This is a genomic window from Rhizobium sp. RAF36 (assembly GCF_052114105.1).
Taxonomy (GTDB): domain Bacteria; phylum Pseudomonadota; class Alphaproteobacteria; order Rhizobiales; family Rhizobiaceae; genus Rhizobium.
Genome location: NZ_JBFREC010000004.1, coordinates 179,089 through 196,208, shown reverse-complemented (window position 1 = coordinate 196,208; position 17,120 = coordinate 179,089). Strand labels below are relative to the sequence as shown.

Annotated in this window: 18 protein-coding genes; 10 read left to right on the top strand and 8 right to left on the bottom strand. The window is 62.1% G+C overall.

The window, feature by feature from the left end; genetic code table 11:
* Positions 1-20 precede the first annotated feature (20 nt).
* A complete protein-coding gene (locus AB4Z25_RS16260) occupies positions 21-1,160 on the top strand; it encodes an HlyD family secretion protein (protein WP_442208512.1) in 1,140 nt (379 codons plus the stop codon).
* A 1-nt stretch (position 1,161) separates the two neighbouring features.
* Positions 1,162-2,772, top strand: a complete 1,611-nt coding sequence (locus AB4Z25_RS16255; protein ID WP_442208511.1) for a DHA2 family efflux MFS transporter permease subunit — start codon at positions 1,162-1,164, stop codon at positions 2,770-2,772.
* A gap of 3 nt (positions 2,773-2,775) precedes the next feature.
* On the opposite strand, the gene AB4Z25_RS16250 is transcribed toward AB4Z25_RS16255, so the two are convergent.
* The gene (locus AB4Z25_RS16250) at positions 2,776-3,699 is read right to left on the bottom strand and encodes a DMT family transporter (protein ID WP_442208510.1); all 924 of its coding nucleotides are present in this window, start codon (positions 3,697-3,699) and stop codon (positions 2,776-2,778) included.
* A 116-nt stretch (positions 3,700-3,815) separates the two neighbouring features.
* Positions 3,816-4,160, bottom strand: a complete 345-nt coding sequence (locus tag AB4Z25_RS16245) for a hypothetical protein (RefSeq protein ID WP_442208509.1) — start codon at positions 4,158-4,160, stop codon at positions 3,816-3,818.
* 174 nt (positions 4,161-4,334) lie between these two features.
* On the opposite strand from AB4Z25_RS16245, the gene AB4Z25_RS16240 reads away from it, so the two are divergent.
* Both AB4Z25_RS16240 and AB4Z25_RS16235 read left to right on the top strand, forming a co-directional pair.
* Positions 4,335-5,510: a M20 aminoacylase family protein gene (locus tag AB4Z25_RS16240; RefSeq protein WP_442208508.1), complete on the top strand. Its 1,176-nt coding sequence runs from the start codon at positions 4,335-4,337 to the stop codon at positions 5,508-5,510.
* A 12-nt stretch (positions 5,511-5,522) separates the two neighbouring features.
* The gene (locus AB4Z25_RS16235; protein WP_442208507.1) at positions 5,523-6,563 is read left to right on the top strand and encodes an Ldh family oxidoreductase; all 1,041 of its coding nucleotides are present in this window, start codon (positions 5,523-5,525) and stop codon (positions 6,561-6,563) included.
* A 268-nt stretch (positions 6,564-6,831) separates the two neighbouring features.
* On the opposite strand, the gene AB4Z25_RS16230 is transcribed toward AB4Z25_RS16235, so the two are convergent.
* Both AB4Z25_RS16230 and AB4Z25_RS16225 read right to left on the bottom strand, forming a co-directional pair.
* Positions 6,832-7,794: a dihydrodipicolinate synthase family protein gene (locus AB4Z25_RS16230; protein ID WP_442208506.1), complete on the bottom strand. Its 963-nt coding sequence runs from the start codon at positions 7,792-7,794 to the stop codon at positions 6,832-6,834.
* A gap of 125 nt (positions 7,795-7,919) precedes the next feature.
* Entirely contained in the window at positions 7,920-8,624 is a 705-nt protein-coding gene (locus tag AB4Z25_RS16225) for a GntR family transcriptional regulator (protein ID WP_112388699.1), read from the bottom strand.
* A gap of 185 nt (positions 8,625-8,809) precedes the next feature.
* Here AB4Z25_RS16225 and AB4Z25_RS16220 point away from each other — a divergent pair, with 185 nt between their 5' ends.
* The 6 genes from AB4Z25_RS16220 to AB4Z25_RS16195 are packed head-to-tail and all read left to right on the top strand — an operon-like array spanning position 8,810 to position 14,488.
* Positions 8,810-9,691 (top strand): dihydrodipicolinate synthase family protein, encoded by an 882-nt coding sequence (locus tag AB4Z25_RS16220; protein ID WP_442208505.1) that lies wholly within the window; start codon positions 8,810-8,812, stop codon positions 9,689-9,691.
* A 23-nt stretch (positions 9,692-9,714) separates the two neighbouring features.
* Positions 9,715-10,374, top strand: coding sequence for a GntR family transcriptional regulator (locus AB4Z25_RS16215; RefSeq protein WP_442208504.1), 660 nt, complete (start codon positions 9,715-9,717; stop codon positions 10,372-10,374).
* A 53-nt stretch (positions 10,375-10,427) separates the two neighbouring features.
* Positions 10,428-11,759 carry an ABC transporter substrate-binding protein gene (locus tag AB4Z25_RS16210; protein ID WP_442208503.1) on the top strand — a complete coding sequence of 444 codons (1,332 nt, stop codon included), beginning with the start codon at positions 10,428-10,430 and terminating at the stop codon, positions 11,757-11,759.
* Complete coding sequence (locus AB4Z25_RS16205; RefSeq protein WP_112388703.1) at positions 11,759-12,697, top strand: carbohydrate ABC transporter permease; 939 nt, start codon at positions 11,759-11,761, stop codon at positions 12,695-12,697. The genes AB4Z25_RS16210 and AB4Z25_RS16205 overlap by 1 nt, the downstream gene beginning before the upstream one ends.
* Positions 12,697-13,518: a carbohydrate ABC transporter permease gene (locus AB4Z25_RS16200; RefSeq protein ID WP_442208776.1), complete on the top strand. Its 822-nt coding sequence runs from the start codon at positions 12,697-12,699 to the stop codon at positions 13,516-13,518. Before AB4Z25_RS16205 ends, AB4Z25_RS16200 begins: the two co-directional genes overlap by 1 nt.
* A 22-nt stretch (positions 13,519-13,540) precedes the next feature.
* Positions 13,541-14,488, top strand: a complete 948-nt coding sequence (locus AB4Z25_RS16195; protein WP_442208502.1) for a sugar kinase — start codon at positions 13,541-13,543, stop codon at positions 14,486-14,488.
* A gap of 4 nt (positions 14,489-14,492) precedes the next feature.
* Here AB4Z25_RS16195 and AB4Z25_RS16190 read toward each other — a convergent pair whose 3' ends face one another.
* The 4 genes from AB4Z25_RS16190 to AB4Z25_RS16175 are packed head-to-tail and all read right to left on the bottom strand — an operon-like array spanning position 14,493 to position 17,114.
* Entirely contained in the window at positions 14,493-15,137 is a 645-nt protein-coding gene (locus AB4Z25_RS16190) for a CDP-alcohol phosphatidyltransferase family protein (RefSeq protein ID WP_442208501.1), read from the bottom strand.
* Positions 15,134-15,526: a hypothetical protein gene (locus AB4Z25_RS16185; protein WP_442208500.1), complete on the bottom strand. Its 393-nt coding sequence runs from the start codon at positions 15,524-15,526 to the stop codon at positions 15,134-15,136. Before AB4Z25_RS16185 ends, AB4Z25_RS16190 begins: the two co-directional genes overlap by 4 nt.
* Positions 15,523-16,473 (bottom strand): phosphatidate cytidylyltransferase, encoded by a 951-nt coding sequence (locus AB4Z25_RS16180; protein WP_442208499.1) that lies wholly within the window; start codon positions 16,471-16,473, stop codon positions 15,523-15,525. The genes AB4Z25_RS16185 and AB4Z25_RS16180 overlap by 4 nt, the downstream gene beginning before the upstream one ends.
* Positions 16,470-17,114 carry a lysophospholipid acyltransferase family protein gene (locus AB4Z25_RS16175; RefSeq protein WP_442208775.1) on the bottom strand — a complete coding sequence of 215 codons (645 nt, stop codon included), beginning with the start codon at positions 17,112-17,114 and terminating at the stop codon, positions 16,470-16,472. The genes AB4Z25_RS16180 and AB4Z25_RS16175 overlap by 4 nt, the downstream gene beginning before the upstream one ends.
* Positions 17,115-17,120: the final 6 nt, after the last annotated feature.

Genomic DNA, 17,120 nt, shown 5'->3' with positions numbered 1-17,120 from the left:
ATCAACGACCGAGATTCGCCGTGGACCAGAAACAGCGCACCGCACCGCAACTGGACGAAGATCAACGCGAGGAACCGAAGGACAGCGCAGACGCTGAGCCCACCGGCAAAGAGGAAAAGAAGCCTTCGATTGTCCGGCGCCATCCTCTGGCGGCACTCCTCATCGTTGCCGTGATCGCGGCCGTCGCGGTCCTCGGCTACTTCGTCTGGCTGGTCTATTTCCATCCCTATGAGAGCACCGATGACGCCTTCATCGATGCGCGCAGTTTCTCGGTCGCTGCCAAGATTTCCGGCTATGTTGCCGATGTTCCCGTCTCCGACAACCAGCATGTCGATGCCGGTGCCGTCATCGTCAAGATCGATCCACGCGACTACCAGATTGCCCTCGATCAATCGAACGGCCAGATCGGCGTCGCCAAGGCCGCGATATCGAGTGCCGAAGCGCAGATCGCCGCCGCCGGTGCGGCGATCGATGAGGCAAAGGCGCAGCAGACCTCGGCCGCCGCAGCCCTCCAATATGCCAATGATGAAAACAGCCGGCAGCAGCAATTGGTCAAGAGCGGCGCCGGTTCCGAACAGTCCGCCCAGCAGGCAGCATCGACGCTGCGGCAGAACCAGGCGAATTTCGCCCAGTCGCAGGCAAGCGTCACCTCCGCGGTGAAGAACCAGGCCGCCGCCGAAGCGCAGAAGGCGAGCGCGATCGCCACCCTTCACCAAGCTGAGGCGCAGGTCGAAGCGGCGCAGCAGGACCTCGACTACACGACCATCACTGCGGCTCAGCCCGGCCGGGTCGTCAAGCTCAGCGGCTCGAAGGGCCAGTATGTGCAGGCGGGTCAGGCAATCGCCATGTTCGTTCCAGACGAGATCTGGATCACCGCCAATTTCAAGGAAACGCAGCTCACCGACATGCGTCCCGGTCAGCCGGTCGATGTGACGATCGACGCCTACCCGGATCATCTGCTGAAGGGCAAGGTGGATTCCGTGCAGCCCGGCTCCGGCACCGCCTTCTCGCTGCTGCCGGCTGAAAATGCCACCGGCAACTATGTAAAGGTCACCCAGCGCGTGCCGGTTAAGATCGTGGTCGACAACTGGCCGAAGGACATCGCCATCGGCCCCGGCATGTCGGTGATCCCCACCGTGACGGTCCGGCCGGGGAACTAAGATGAGCGGCGCCGCAACCACGGCCGGAAGCGCGCCCGTAGCCGCGTCCGGGGCATCGAACCCATGGCTGATCGCGATGGTCGTATCGCTCGCGACCTTCATGGAAGTGCTCGACACGACGATCGCCAACGTGGCGTTGCGCTATATTTCCGGCGGCCTCGCCGTCAGCGCGGATGAAGCGTCCTGGGTGGTCACCACCTATCTGGTTTCCAATGCCATCATTCTGGTCGCCTCCAGCTTCATCGCCAAGCGCTATGGCCGCAGGCGCTTCTATCTGCTCTGCCTTGCCACCTTCACCGTCGCCTCGATCTGCTGCGGCCTTGCCTGGAATCTCGAGTCGCTGCTGGTTTTCCGGATGATCCAGGGCTTTGCCGGCGGCGGCATGGTGCCGATATCGCAGTCGATCCTCGCCGACTCCTTCCCGCCCTCCAAGCGCGGACAGGCATTCGCCATGTTCGGTGTCGCCGTCGTCGTCGCCCCGGTGATCGGCCCGACGCTCGGCGGCTATCTCTCCGACAATTTCTCCTGGCACTGGTGCTTTCTGATCAACGGACCTGTCGGCGTCTTCGCCTTCATCCTTGTGTACATGCTGGTGCAGGAGCCGGAATCGCTTCGCAAGGAGCGCGCGGAAATGCGCAGCAAAGGCACGCGCTTCGACATTACCGGCTTCCTACTGGTCGCAACTTTCCTCGGCGCGCTGGAACTGGCGCTCGACCGCGGGCAGACGGAGGATTGGTTCGGCTCGAACTTCATCATCGCCACGGCCGCAGTCTGCCTACTGGCCCTTGCCTTTGCCATCCCGTGGCTGATGACCCATCGAAATCCTGTGATCGATGTCCGGCTGCTTGCCAGCCGCCAATTCGGCGCCTGCGTCATCGTCATGCTGGCAACCGGCGCGATCCTGATTGCCACGACGCAATTCGTGCCGCAGGTGCTGCAGACCAATTTCGGTTACACCGCGACCTGGGCCGGCTTTGCCCTGTCGCCCGGCGGCCTTGTGACGATGATGATGATGTTTGCGGCCGGACGCCTGACATCGATGGTCCAGCCGAAATATCTGATTGCCATCGGCATGGCGATCATCGCGCTCGCCATGTGGGACATGACGCGACTGAACGCCGATCTGAACTTCGGCTTCTTCGTCTGGTCGCGCCTCTATCTCGGCCTCGGCCTGCCGTTGATCTTCATCCCAATCACCGCCGCATCCTATGACGGCCTGCGGCCCGATCAGACTGACCAGGCCTCAGCGCTGATCAACGCGGCGCGCAATACCGGCGGCTCGATCGGCGTCTCGATCGCCTCCAATGTTCTAGCCCACCGCGAGCAATGGCACCAGAGCCGGCTGGTCGAGCACGTCATTCCGTCGGAACCCGGCTATACGAACGCGTTCAATCAAGCGACGCAGTTCTTCGTCGATCGCGGCTCAAACCTGCTCGATGCGCAATCGCAGGCGATGGGCTGGATCGGAACGCAGGTGCAGACCCAGGCCAGCTATCTCGCCTATATCGATGTCTTCCATGTGCTGATGGTGATCTCAGCGCTGATGGTGCCGCTAGCGCTGATCCTTCGGCGCATCGATCTCAAGCAGGATGCGGCACCCGGAGGGCACTGAGAGCTAGTGGCCATCCGGCGGCACGGCTTCGGCCGGCACGGTGCCCTTGATATTCTTGCGGTGGAAGATGAACAGCCCGGCGAAGACGATGATGGCGGCGCCGACAATGATCTGCGTATCCGGCACATCGTTGAAAAAGACGTAGCCGAGCACGATCGCCCAGAGCAGCAGAGTATATTGCAGCGGCGCCAGCAGCGAGGCGGGCGCCAGCTTCAACGCGCGGGTAATCAGCAGATGCGCGCAGGTGGCGACAACGCCGAGAAGCAGCATGCCGCCGAGATCGATAAGCGTCACGTTTCCCCAGTCGCCGGTTAGCACGACCAGCAAGATACCGGTCGCAAGAGCAGCGATCGTCTGCCACGTCACCAGGGTCGTATCGCTGGTGGAGCGCAGATAGCGGTTCATAACGAGGGTCAGCGCGAAGGCCAAGCTGCCGACGAGGCCGAAGATCGATGGCAGTGAGAGCATCGCCGTCGACGGCCGCAGCGCGATTACGACACCGACGAAACCGATGAAAACAGCAAGCCAGCGCCGCCAGCCGATCTTCTCGCCGAGGAAGAAATGCGAAAGTGCGGCAACATAGATCGGCCCGGCCATATAGAAGGTCATGACGTCGGCCAGCGGCAGATAGGCGACGGCGGCATAGAAGAGCCCGACGTCAAATGTGGCCATGCAGACGCGCATCAGCTGCAGGCGTTTCTGCTCCACATTGAAAAGCGCCCGCGGACCCTGGCGGACGATCATCGGGCCGAGCACGAAGAAAGCGCCGAGCGAGCGGATGACCAAGACCTGACCGACGGCAAAGCTCGCCACCAGCCATTTGCCCATCGCGTCATTGAGAGCGAAAAGCAGATCGCCGATCAGCATGAAGACGATGCCGGTCATGACGATATTGCCGGCGGCCGCCGTGGCTGAATTCGGTTTCATTGTCGGATATTTCCTCGCGCCTGCGGCATGATCGATGCCGCTCGCGGCTTCGGCCTTAACGGCCGCGATGTCAAGCGTTCGGTGGCGCTAATTTATGCAGGCGAGCGCAGCCAGGACTAATGAATGATGCGAACCGGCACATCCTGCGCGGGTGATAGCGCAGCGCCATCCCTGGAGGCGCCATGCAGATCCGCGGCAGCGGCGGCGAGGCCAAGGAGTGCTGCGCGCAGCTGGGCGTTTGTGCTCTTGCCGGCACCAAGATCGACCACAGCATCCCACAACTCATCCGCGATCACGCGGAGATTGTCCTGGTCGTCATCAAGCAATTCGCAGATGGTCTCGATCCGGGAGACGGCATCCTTCACCAGATTTCTCTTTCCCACATCGGAAAGATCGGTCACTTTATTGGCAACCGAGACGAGCTTTATGACAAGTCCCGGAATTGTTTCTTCGCGATACATCGATTGTCCCATCCGCCGATCAGAATAGAATTGATTATTCATAACGATTCTGCCGCCCCCAATTGGGTGAGATGGCGAAAAAGTCCAGCTTTAATTGACTGCGTTCTGGAAAACGGCCTGATGCCGGGCTATGCCCTTGCTGACAGTCAAGCGAATGCGTTTCCTGGAGGCTCCATGACATCCGATCCGTCCCTCGCCGCCCTTGCCGATGAGGCAAAGGGCTGGCGCCGCACCATTCATCAGCATCCGGAGCTGCTTTTCGACCTGCCCGTGACATCAGCGCTCGTCATCGACAAGCTGACATCCTTCGGCTGCGACGAGGTGGTCAGTGGCCTGGCGAAATCCGGCGTTGTCGCCGTCATCAACGGCAAGCTCGGCGCCGGCAAGACGATCGCGTTGCGCTGCGACATGGATGCGCTGCCGATGTCCGAACAGACCAACCTGCCGCATGCCTCCAAGGTCGAGAACATGATGCATGCCTGCGGCCACGACGGTCACACTGCCATGCTGCTCGCCACCGCCAAGCACCTTGCCGAAACGCGTAACTTCGCCGGCAAGGCAGTGCTGATCTTCCAGCCGGCAGAAGAGGGCGGCGGCGGCGGCCGGGTGATGATCGAGGAAGGCGTGCTCGAACGCTTCGGCATCGAGGAAGTCTACGGCATGCATAATGAGCCCGGGCTTGCGGTCGGCTCCTTTGCCATCCGCAGCGGCCCGATCATGGCAGGCGGCGACCGTTTCATCATCACCATCAACGGCAAAGGTGGCCACGCAGCCTCGCCGCATCTCAGCCACGACCCGGTTATCGTCATGGCGCATATGATCACCGCGCTGCAGTCGATAACCTCGCGCTTCATCGATCCGTTCGATCCGGTGGTTCTGTCGATCACCTATGTTAACGGCGGCAACGACCGGGCGCTCAACGTCATCCCGGCGGCCGTCCAGATCGGCGGCACCATCCGCACGATGCAGCCGCAGACGCGCAAGGCCGTCGAAGCGCGCTTCCGCGAGGTGGTGACGATGACCGCCAAGGTGTTTTCCGCCGAGGCCCAGATTGACTGGCGCCCCGGCTACCCGGTCACCGTCAACGATGTGGCAAAGACCAGGGTCGCAGTCGCCGCAGCCGAACGCGTGGCCGGCAAGGGGCGCGTGAACGACGACTACCCGCAGACCATGGGCTCGGAAGATTTCTCCTACATGCTGGAGAAGCGCCCCGGCGCCTTCATCTGGCTCGGCAACGGCGATAGTGCGGACCTGCACAACCCCGCCTATGATTTCAACGACGAGGCGATCATCCACGGGGTCAACTATTGGCTGACGCTGGTCGATCAGCAACTCGGGGCCAAGGGCTGAGGAGCCGCATTGATGACTGACACTTCGATTTTCACGGCCGGCGAACTGCAGGCACGCGTCGTCGCAATCTTCAAGAAGGCCGGCATGAACGGCGTCCAGGCCGAGGCGGTCGCCCGCGTCATCGCCGCAGGCGAACGCGACGCCTGCAAGTCGCACGGGATCTATCGTATCGAGGGCGTGCTGCGCACCATCAAGGCGGGCAAGGTGACACCCGATGCCGTGCCTGAAGTGCTCGCCCAGCCCGATGGCTCGGCGATCGTCAAGGTGGACGCAAAGGGCGGCTTTGCCAATCCGGCTTTCGAGCTTGGTCTGCCGCTGCTTGCCGAGCGCGCCCGGACCTCAGGCCTCGCGGCCCTCGTCATCAACGATTGCACTCATTTCTCGGCTCTGTGGCCGGAGGTCGAGGCGGTGGCCGCCGAAGGCCTGGCAGCAATCGTCATGTGCCCGAGCTACGCGACGGTGGCACCGGCTGGCGGCAACAAGCCACTGCTTGGCACCAACCCTCTCGCCTTCGGCTGGCCGCGCCCGGACAAGACGCCCTATGTTTATGACTTCGCCACCTCTGTCGCCGCCCGCGGTGAGATCGAGCTTCATCGCCGCGCTGGCAAGAAACTGCCGGAGGGATGGGCGATCGACGCCAATGGCGAACCGACGATCGAGCCCGAAGCCGCACTCGCCGGCGCCATGCTGCCCTTCGGCGGCCACAAGGGTTCGGCGATCAGCACGATGGTCGAACTGCTGGCCGGTATCATGATCGGCGACCTCATCAGCCCCGAAGTGCTCGACTATCTCGGCACCACGACGCTGGCGCCGCGCCACGGCGAACTGGTTCTTGCGTTCTCGCCACAGGCCTTTGCATCAGGCCGCGCCGGAGACCCGTTCGCCCGCGCCGAAGTTCTCTTCGAAGCCATCGCCGGCCAGGGCGCCCGCCTTCCCTCGCAACGCCGCTATAGCGCGCGCGCCAAGTCGCTTGCTGAGGGGATTGTGTTGACGAAGGCGGAGATAGAGCAGCTGGACCGGCAGCTTGCGCTGGGTTTGGATTCTGTTGGTTAAGTAGGCAACGCCTGTACTTCACCGCCAACGCGGACTTGGCATATTGAAGCGGGCAGCGCTCCGCAAACTCCCCTCATCCCTGTGCTTGTCACAAGGATCCAGCCGGCCCAAGCCCTTGGGCCTAAAAGACTCTTCCCACCGCGCAGACGCGCGGTGACTGGATTCCTGTGACGAGCACAGGAATGAGGGAGACGTAAAGACAACCGCTCAAAACAAATGCGGCCGGAGTTGCCTCCAGCCGCCTCAAAACTCAAGACCTAGAAAAGTCTCAAGCCTTATACTTCGCAACCGCGCCCGGAAGCTTGCTCCACTCGCCGTACCAGCTGTTGAACAGCTTGAACTGGCTCTCGACATAGCCACGCTGGCTCTCGCTCAGCACGTCGCTTTCGTTGAAATGCAGCGTGTATTCCTCGTCGCCCTTCAGCACCATCATGTGCTTGAAGAACAGCACGAGATCCGGGCCTTCATCGAAGGAGGAGAGGACGGCGAGAGCCTGTTCCAGCTCCAGAGCCCGCTGACGCGCATCGACGTCGCCCTTCGCAGCCGCCTGCGACAGGTTGCACAGCGTGATGACTTCCTTCGGCAGGACGTTGCCGATGCCGGTGATGGCGCCGGTGGCGCCGCAGTTGACGAAGCCGTGGAAGACGGCGGTGTCGACACCGATCATCAGCGAAACGCCGTCATCGCGGCTGGTGATGTTCTCGGCCGCATAGCGCATGTCTGCCGGGCCGCCGAACTCCTTGAAGCCGACGAGGTTGGAATGCTCGGCGCGCAGCGCGAAGAACAGGTCGGCGCGGGTGGCGAAGCCGTAGTAGGGGCTGTTGTAGATGACAGCCGGGAGATCCGGGGCTGCCGAGAGGATCGCCTTGAAATGCGACTTCTGGGCAGCGATGACCGAACCGCGCGAGAGCACGCGCGGGATGACCATCAGGCCATGGGCGCCGACTTTTTGCGCGTGCGCCGCATGGGCAACGGCGGAGGCTGTGTTCACCGCACCGGTGCCGACGATGACGGGAATGCCGGCCTTGACCAGGCGCTCGACGCCTTCCATGCGCTGCGCGTCGCTGAGCAGCGGCCAGTCACCCATAGAGCCGCAATAGACGACGGCCGACATGCCGTCGGCGATCAGCTGCTTGCCCTTGCGCACCAGCGCGTCGAAGTCCGGGGTCCGGTCCTTCTTGCAGGGGGTCATGAGCGCCGGGATGACGCCGGAAAAGATCTTGGCCTTCATGTCAAACTCCTTCAGCGGATAGCGAATGATCGGGGCAGCGCGGGCGCTGACGTATCAGCGCCTCAAGCTCTGATATATCATCTAGCACTTTGTATTTTATTTGTCGACAAGAAATCGCCAACGTCTCACAAATCGATATCGTGCCTCTGGTTTCGCGAGAACAGCGCCTGGATCTGCGCGACGATCTGTTCGGCATGCGCCTTGGCGAGCCTGTCGGCGGCATCGATATCGCGTGCTTCGATGGCGGCGATCATATCCTCATGTTCATCGACGAACTGCTGCGGCAGACGATCGCCGTAGGATTGGTAGTAGAGCCTCAGGATACGGCGGCCCTCGTCGAGCAGCCGGTTGAAGAGGCTGATATAATAGGGGTTGCGTCCGGCCTCGGCGATTGCCGCGTGCAACGCCGCGTTGGTGGCGATCATCGCCAGCGCATCGCCGGCCTCTGCGGCGGCGGTGAAGCGCGCCTGCGCGGCGCGGATCGCCACAAGGTCTTCGGGGCGTTGATATTGAGCCGCGAGCCGCGTCGTCACCCGGTACATCAAGACAAGCGCATCGAAGAAGGTGTGCAGATTGAGGAAATCGATATTCGCCACCATCGTCGAGCGGTTCGGCAGCGTATCGATCAACCCCTCTCCCGAGAGTCGGACAAGCGCCTCGCGGATCGGCGTGCGCGACATCTTGAAGCGCTCGGCAAGCTGCACTTCGTCGATCGGGCTACCCGGCGGCAGCACCAGATCGAGGATCTCGTCGCGCAGCAGTTCGTAGACCATCTTCACGCCTGAGCCGCGCTTGCGCTCGGGAACGGAGGCCGGGTCTGTTTCGGTCATCGCGGAAATCCTTGTCTCTCACCTATCGAGTAAGGGGGCACGCGCACCGGATCAATCTTTTTTCCGCAGGCGCCCTATCGGCCCGTCAAAGCCGCTTCACGCCCGGCACCCATCCACAACAAACAGGTTTACAGTAAATTACTAACATGTTAGCTCTCTGATTGCTGACTTCAGGAGAGAAAACGGTGGCGGGATTTGGTTTGTCGGTCGCTCTGGCGACGCCTTTCAAAAGCAGTGGCGCGATTGCGGCCGATGTCATGGTGAAGCAGGCAAGGCGGAGCCTCGCAGCCGGCTGCGCCAGCGTCACGCTGTTCGGCACGACCGGCGAAGGCGCCTCGATCGGCACCCATGAGCGCGCACGGATCCTCGACGCCTTCATCGAAGCAGGGATCGAACCGTCGCAGATCGTTGCCGGTGTGCTTGTCGATGCCGCCGAGGATGCTGCCCATCAGATGGCGCAGGCACTCTCGAAAGGCGTGCGCAACATCCTGCTTGCCCCGCCGTCCTATTTCAAGAACGTCAGCGACGACGGGCTTTTTGCCTGGTATGCCGACGTCTTCGCGCAGGTGGGCGATAAAGCCCGCGATGTGCTGGTCTACAACATTCCTTCGGTGACGATGGTTGCCCTCAGCATCGATCTGATCGGCCGTCTCAAGACGGCCTTCCCGGCGATCGTCACCGGCGTCAAGGATTCATCCGGCGACTGGCCCTATACCGAAACGCTGCTGAAGACCCATGGCGACCTGATCATCCTGATCGGCGACGAGCGCCATCTCGCCAAGGGCGTGCGCCTGGGCGGCCAGGGAGCGATTTCGGGCATGGCGAATTTCGCCCCGCTCGAGGTCCGCGCCATGGCGGTCGATGGCAAGGACGATACGCGCGTCGAACGTTTCGTTGCAGAGCTCCTGAAGCATCCCGTGACACCCGCCGTAAAAGTCATGGTGGCAACCATGACGAACGATGAAACATGGCTTGCAGTCCGTCCGCCTTTGACGTCAATCTCCGCCGGCGGCAGACGCGAACTCGCTTCTGCCTTCGAAAGCCTGTTTCGCACCAAGGCGGCCTGAGCGAAATGTACGAGGAGAAGCCCATGGATGGAGCCGACGAGCAGCCGACGCTACGGGAGAAAGCCTATGAGAGCTTCACCCGGCATCTGCTGGCGCGCGACGTTCGTCCCGGGCAATTCGTTTCCCAACGCCGGCTGGTCGAACTCACGGGACTGACGCTCGGCGCCATCAGGGAGCTCATCCCGCGTCTGGAGGCGGAGGGGCTGATCAAGACGGTGCCGCAGCGCGGTTTGCAGATTGCCCATATCGACCTCAACCTGATCCGCGAAGCCTTCCAGCTTCGCCTGTTTCTCGAGAAGGAGGCCGTCGCCCTGTTCACGCAGACGGCCACCGACGCGACCGTTGCGGCTATGCTCGCCGAGCATCGCGACATCGTCGCGGCGATCGAGGGCGGCAACGCATCGCATGAGCTCGAAGTCCGTGCCCAGGCGGTCGACTGGGGCATGCACGACGCCTTTATCGACGCGCTCGGCAACACGATCATTTCCAACGCCTACCGCGTCAACTCGATCAAGATGCGCTTGATCAGCCAGGAGCGCTTCCGCATCGACGGCCGCGTCGGTCCTGTCATGGGCGAGCACCTCAAGGTGCTGGAGGCCATCGAACGGCGCAATGTGGACGAGGCGGTCAATGCCCTCGCCGCACATATCAATCACGCGCGAAGCCGTGCGCTGAGACTATAGACGACCGCCCGCGGTGAGGAGATCGCAGGGCACAAAGGAGGAGGAGAAACAGCATGGCATCTTCATTCATCAATCCCACCCGCCGGGGCTTTCTGGCGGGATCTGCCGCGGTCGGGGCAGCCGGCATCCTGGGCGTCAAGCCGGCATCGGCGGCGGTCGACTGGAAACGCTTCGCGGGAACGACGCTCGAGGTCAATCTGGTCAAGAGCCCGCGCAGTGAAACGATCCTCAAATACCTCAGCGAATTCGAGACACTGACCGGCATCAAGGTGAATGCCGAGGCGACGCCCGAACAGCAGCAACGCCAGAAGACCACCATCGAACTCAGCTCCGGCAAGCCGAGCTTTGACGTCGTGCACCTCAGCTACCATGTCCAGAAGCGCCAGTTCGAAAAGGGCGGCTGGCTGGCCGATATCAGCGGCTTCCTCAAGGATCCCTCGCTTACCGACCCATCGCTGGTGGAGAGCGATTTTGCCGAGGCCGGCATGACCTTCGCCAAGGATTCCGAGGGCAAGCTGCGCTCGCTTCCCTTCTCGGTCGACTACTGGATCGTCTATTGGAACAAGGAACTTTTCGAGAAGAAGGGCCTGTCCTATCCGGCGACCTTCGAGGAGATGGTCAGCGCTGCCGAAGCCCTGACCGACAAGAGCAGCAACACTTATGGTTTCGTCGCCCGCGGCTTGAAGAATGCCAACGTACCGGTCTGGACGACACTGATGCTGGGCTACGGCACGACGCCGCTCGGCCCGGACGGCAAGCTGCGGACGACCTCCGATGATGCCGTGGCTGCCGCCAAGATGTACCAGCAGCTGATGACGAACGCAGCGCCGGTCGGCGTCTCGGGCTTCAACTGGGCGGAAGCGCAGTCTGCCTTCCTGCAGGGCAAGATCGGCATGTGGCTCGATGGCGTCGGCTTCGCACCGCCGATCGAAAACCCGGAAAAGTCGCGCGTCGTCGGCAAGGTCGGCTACGGGGTCATGCCGAAAGGCCCGAAGGCGCAGGCAGCCGCGACGACGGGCGACGGCATCGGTGTTGTTGCCGCCAGCAAGAACAAGGAAGCCGCCTACCTCTTCTGCCAGTGGGTGATCTCCAAGGAAATGGGTGCCCGCCTGCTCCAGGCTGGTGCCGGCGTTCCGTTCCGCAACTCCGTGCTCGAGGATCCGAAGGTTCGCGAAGGCGTCAAGATGCCGAGCGCCTGGGTCGATGCCGTTGCAGGCTCCGCCAAGGTTTCGCAGCTCGCCCTGCCGGTCATCATTCCGGTCACCGAGTTCCGCGACATCTATGGCGTCGGCCTCACCAACATGATCGGCGGCGCCGATCCGGCGGCCGAGCTGAAGACGGCAACCGCTCAGTTCGAACCGGTCCTGGCACGAAGCGAGGGATAATGGCATCCGTGAGCATGGAAACCGCGCGGAGCGGACGTGACGCAAAAGCGAGGAGCAAGCCGAACAGGCTTGCTCCGAACTATTGGCCCTTCGTGATCCCGGCACTGATCGTTATTGCCGCGGTCATCGTCTTTCCGTGGGTTTTCACGCTGTGGATGAGCGTGAATAGCTGGACACTTGGCCAGGCCGTCGTCTTTGCCGGCTTGGACAATTATATCCGGCTGTTCACCGACTTCCGTTTCTGGGAGTCGCTCTGGCACACGGCTGTCTACACGCTGCTTGCCGTTGTCGCCCCGCTGTTCTTCGGAACACTGGCCGCACTGATCTTCGACGCGCAATTTCCGCTCCGAGGCCTGCTGCGCGGCATTTTCGTCATGCCGATGATGGCGACGCCTGTTGCCATTGCGCTCGTCTGGACCATGATGTTCCATCCGCAGCTCGGTGTGCTCAATTATCTTCTGTCGCTCGCTGGCATCGGCCCGCAGGAATGGATCTACAACCAGAAGAGCGTCATTCCTTCGCTGGTGCTGGTCGAGACCTGGCAGTGGACGCCGCTGATCATGCTGATCGTGCTTGGTGGTCTGGCCGCCGTGCCGCGCGAACCCTATGAAAGTGCCGAGATCGACGGCGCCAATGTCTGGCAGAAATTCCGCTATCTGACGCTTCCGATGATTGCGCCCTTCCTGATGATCGGCGTCATCATCCGCTCTATCGACGCCGTCAAGAGCTTCGACATCATCTATGCGATGACGCAGGGCGGGCCCGGCACGGCGTCGGAGACGATCAACATCTATCTCTACAACACCGCCTTCTCCTACTACGACATCGGATACGCCTCGGCGATGGCCGTGATCTTCTTCGTCATCATCGTCGTCCTGTCCTTCGTTTTGATGATGGTCCGTCAGCGCGCCAACTGGTCGGATACGGAGACACGATGATGAAGCGCAAGACGCTCGACCGCATCGGCCTTTTCTTCGTCGCCCTGGTGATGGTCTCGCCGGTCGTCCTTTTCTTCCTCTGGATGATCTCGCTATCGCTGAAATACGAAATCGACAACGGCGCCTATCCGCCGATCCTGATCCCGGAACGCTTCGCCTGGTCGAACTATCTTCAGGTGTTTCAGGAGAACAATTTCTTCCTGTATTTCTGGAATTCGATCCTGGTCACCGGCGGCGCGACATTGCTGGCCCTTCTGATCGGCGTTCCCGCCGGCTACGGCATCGCCCGGCTCAAGGCAGAGCGCTCGGCGATGGTGATCATGATCGCCCGCATGACGCCGGGTCTTTCCTTCCTCATCCCACTGTTCCTGCTGTTTCAATGGCTGAACCTGCTCGGGACGCTCTGGCCGCAGATCATCATCCATCTCGTGGTCACCGTGCCGATCGTTGTCTGGATCATGATCGGCTATTTCGAGACGACGCCAAAGGAGCTGGAGGAGGCAGCCAGCATCGATGGCGCGACAGCCTGGCAGGTGTTCCGCCTGGTGGCGCTGCCGATCGCCAGGCCCGGCATCGTCGTCGCCTTCATCCTGTCCGTGATCTTCTCGTGGAACAACTTCGTCTTCGGCATCGTGCTCGCAAGCCGCGAGACGCGCACGCTGCCGGTTGCGGTCTATAACATGCTGTCCTTCGAGCAGGTGAGCTGGGGGCCGCTGGCCGCGGCCGCGCTGATCGTCACCTTGCCGGTGCTGGTGCTGACGATGTTTGCGCAGAGACAGATCGTTGCCGGATTGACCTCAGGCGCGGTCAAGGGCGGCTAGGCAGGACAATTCAACCAAACGAGTGACCGCAGCCTTGAACCTGTCATCTCCTCCATCCATCGGCCGCCGCCATGTGCTTTGCGTTGGCGCAGCCGTGCTCGACACGCTGTTCAGGGTGCGATCGATCCCGGAAAAGCCGGGCAAGGTGCTTCCCTACGAAATGCTGCAGGTTGCCGAGGGTATGGCCTCGAGCGCCGCCTATGCGATTGTCAGGCTGGGCGGCATGGCAAGCCTCTGGGCCGCCGCTGGCGATGACCCCGCCGGGCATCAGATCATCTCCGATCTGCAGCAGGCAGGCATAGACGTGGAAGCGATGACGCTCGTACCGGGAGCACGCTCCGCAGTCTCAAGTATTCTCATCGACGATGATGGCGAGCGGCTCATCGTTCCCTTCTACGACAAGCAGCTGCACGACATAGTGCGGGATGTGACGCCCGCCGATCTCTCAATCTTCGATGCGGTCATGGTGGATGTGCGTTGGCCCGGGCTGGCCAAAAAGGTACTTCAGGCAGCCCGCCAGGCCGGCAAACCCGCCATCCTTGACGGCGACGTCGCGCCTGCAGAGACACTGGATATGCTGGCGAAAGAGGGCGATCATCTGCTTTTTTCGGAACCCGCCGCGCGTCTGCTCTGCGCATGCGACGACCCTGCTGCAATGGTACCGATCCTTCGCGAGCGCTATCCGCATGCCCTGATCGCCGTGACCGCAGGAGAACGCGGCTGCTATTGGTGGAACCAGCAGGAAGACGCCGTCGCTCATGTTCCAGCCTTTCGGGTGAAGGCCGTCGATACGCTGGCGGCGGGCGATGTTTTCCACGGAAGCTATGCCCTGGCGATTGCCGAGGGCGCCGGGCCAGAAGATGCGATCCGGCTGGGTTCGGCTGCCGCCGCGCTCAAATGCACGGTCTTCGGCGGTCGCCTCGGCGCACCTGATCGCGCTGCTGTCATGACCTTGCTGTCAAAGGACTGACGCGTCAACCGCCGCGCTTCATTGCCTGAACGAGGTTGCGGCCGCGCCGCAACGCGGTGATGGCCGCGCCAACAGCCACGATCCAGAGCGCGGCCCACAGAACATCGTTGTGCAGGCCGAGTAGTGGTTCGAAGATCGACAAGACGGCTGCCGCCGTGACGGTTGCCATGCGGTGCTGCTTGGCCATCGGCCCGGAGAAATCGGCGCCTTGCCCAGTTGCCCGTCCGAGCTCGCGGACATAGGCGGTGAGAACCGCAAAGGCCGCCGCCGCCCAGCCAAGCCCGGCAAAGCCGATGCCGAGGCCAATGCCTGCGAAAATCAGTATATCAGCGGCGCGATCCGGAAACTCGTTCCAGAAGGGACCGTCGGCCGCAGCCTTGCCGCCCTCGACCGCGACCATGCCGTCGAACAGATTGCAGAGCAGACGCAGCTGGCAGGAAAGCGCTGCGAGGAGCAGGAAGATGATCCGGGCCGTACCGGTATCCTGTCCGGCGAAATAGAAGAACAGTCCGGCCAGCGCCGCAGCCGCGATGCTTGCCTGCGAGATCTGGTTCGGCGTCACCGACTTTTGCGCCAGCCAGCGGGCAATCGCCTGCGCCCACCATGTATTGCGGCTCGTCAGCGGACGGCGGTCTCCGGCCTCGGTCACGGCGCAGTTCTCCCTCTTGAGATCGAATAATTGTAGATCGCCGCATAGCTGGTGGAAACGGCAAGCGGCACGGCGATGGTCTTCAGGATTTCGGGCGTGCCGCTCAGCATATGGAAGACGACGAGAATGGTCGCCGATCCCAGGCAGGCAATCAGCGGCGGCGCGACGAGACGGACGCCACCGGAAAACAGATTGGACAGAGCCTCGACCGCCCGCTTCAGAAATAGCGTCAGACAGGCGGAGAGCATGCCCTGCACGGCGCCTGCCATCAGCATACGCGGCAGCGGATAATCTCGGTTGGCGAAAAGCGCCCAGCCGCCCATGGCGAGAAAGGCGAAGGCGACATGCACGGCGCTGCTTCGGCCAAGCCGCGCGACAAGGCCGCTCATGTCAGCGACCACCAGTAACGAACGAGATGGAAGAAGATCGGCGCCGAGAAAACGACGGAATCGAGCCGGTCGATAAGACCGCCGTGGCCCTCGATGATGTGGCCCCAATCCTTGACGCCGCGATCACGCTTGATCGCCGACATCACCAACCCGCCGAAGAAGCCCATCAGGGTGATGATGAGCGACAGGAGGCCGGCCTGAAACGGCGTGAACGGGGTGATCCACCAGAGCGAAGCACCGATCAGCGTGGCGCTGGCAATGCCGCCGATGAAGCCTTCGACGGTCTTTGAGGGCGAGAGTTTCGGCGCAATCTTGGTGCGGCCAAAGAGCTTGCCCCAGACATATTGCAGCACGTCGGACAGCTGCACGACGATAACGAGGAAGGCGATCAGCAGGACGTTCCGGCCCTCATATCCCGGGATCGTCAGCGTCAGCAGCGCCGGCACATGCGAGGCGCAGAAGACGCAGATCATCAGCGCCCATTGGACTTCGGCAATGCGGATCAGGAAGCGCTCGGTATCGCCGCGCAGCACCGAGATGATTGGCATCAGCAGGAAGGCGTAAACCGGCACGAAGATCGAATAGATGCCGTATTCCTCGGCCCAGAGCAGGTAATACTGGATCGGCAGAACGACGAAGAAGGCCGAGGCGAGCGCCCAGTGATCGGCCCGCTTGGTATTGGTCAGCGTGATGAATTCGCGCAGCGCCGCAAAGGAGCAGAAGGCGAAGAGAATGATGACCCCTGCCCGCCCGGCCAGAAAGGCGACGCCGATGAAGATCACCATGATCCACCAGGCCTTGATGCGGGCATTAAGGTTTTCGATGGCGCTATTGGAACCGTCGGGCGACAGCTTGCGGTGCAGCACATAGCCGATGGCGGATGCCAGGATCAGCACACCGAAAATGCCGAGAACCAGGGTGATCAGATCGTGTTGCGCCCCGTTCATTCGCCAGCTCCGGCCGTTTTCGGCGACAGCGCCAGCATCGCGGCGCGCAGACGCTCAAGAAAATCTTTCTTCGCCTCGCCGCTCTCCAGCTGCATCGGGCTGCCGAACGTCACGGTGCAGATCAGCGGTATCGGCACGATTTCTCCCTTCGGCATGACGCGATTCAGATTGTTGATCCAGACCGGCACGAAATCGATATCCGGCCGCGCTTCGGCCAGATGAAAGATGCCGCTCTTGAACGGCAGCAACGGCTCTTCGGTCTGGTTTCGCGTGCCCTCGGGGAAGACGATCAGCGACGAGCCGCTGTCGATGGCGTCGGCCATCTGCACAATCGGATCCTGCGTGCGGTGCTCGCGGTCTCGCTGGATCAGCACCGAATTGAAGACATCGCGGCCGATGAAGGTGCTGAGCTTGGACTTCAGCCAATATTCGGCACCGGCCACCGGGCGGGTTTCGGCGCGCATTCTGGGCGGCAGGACCGCCCAGACGAGAATGAAATCGCCATGGCTGGAGTGATTGGCAAAATAGACGCAGCGCCGCGGCGGCAGACCTTCGCCCGACCAGATGGCACGCACCGCGGTAATGGCGCGTGCAAACAGCACGATCGCCACCGCGGCGGGCTTTGCAATCAATGTCCGCATGTCCTG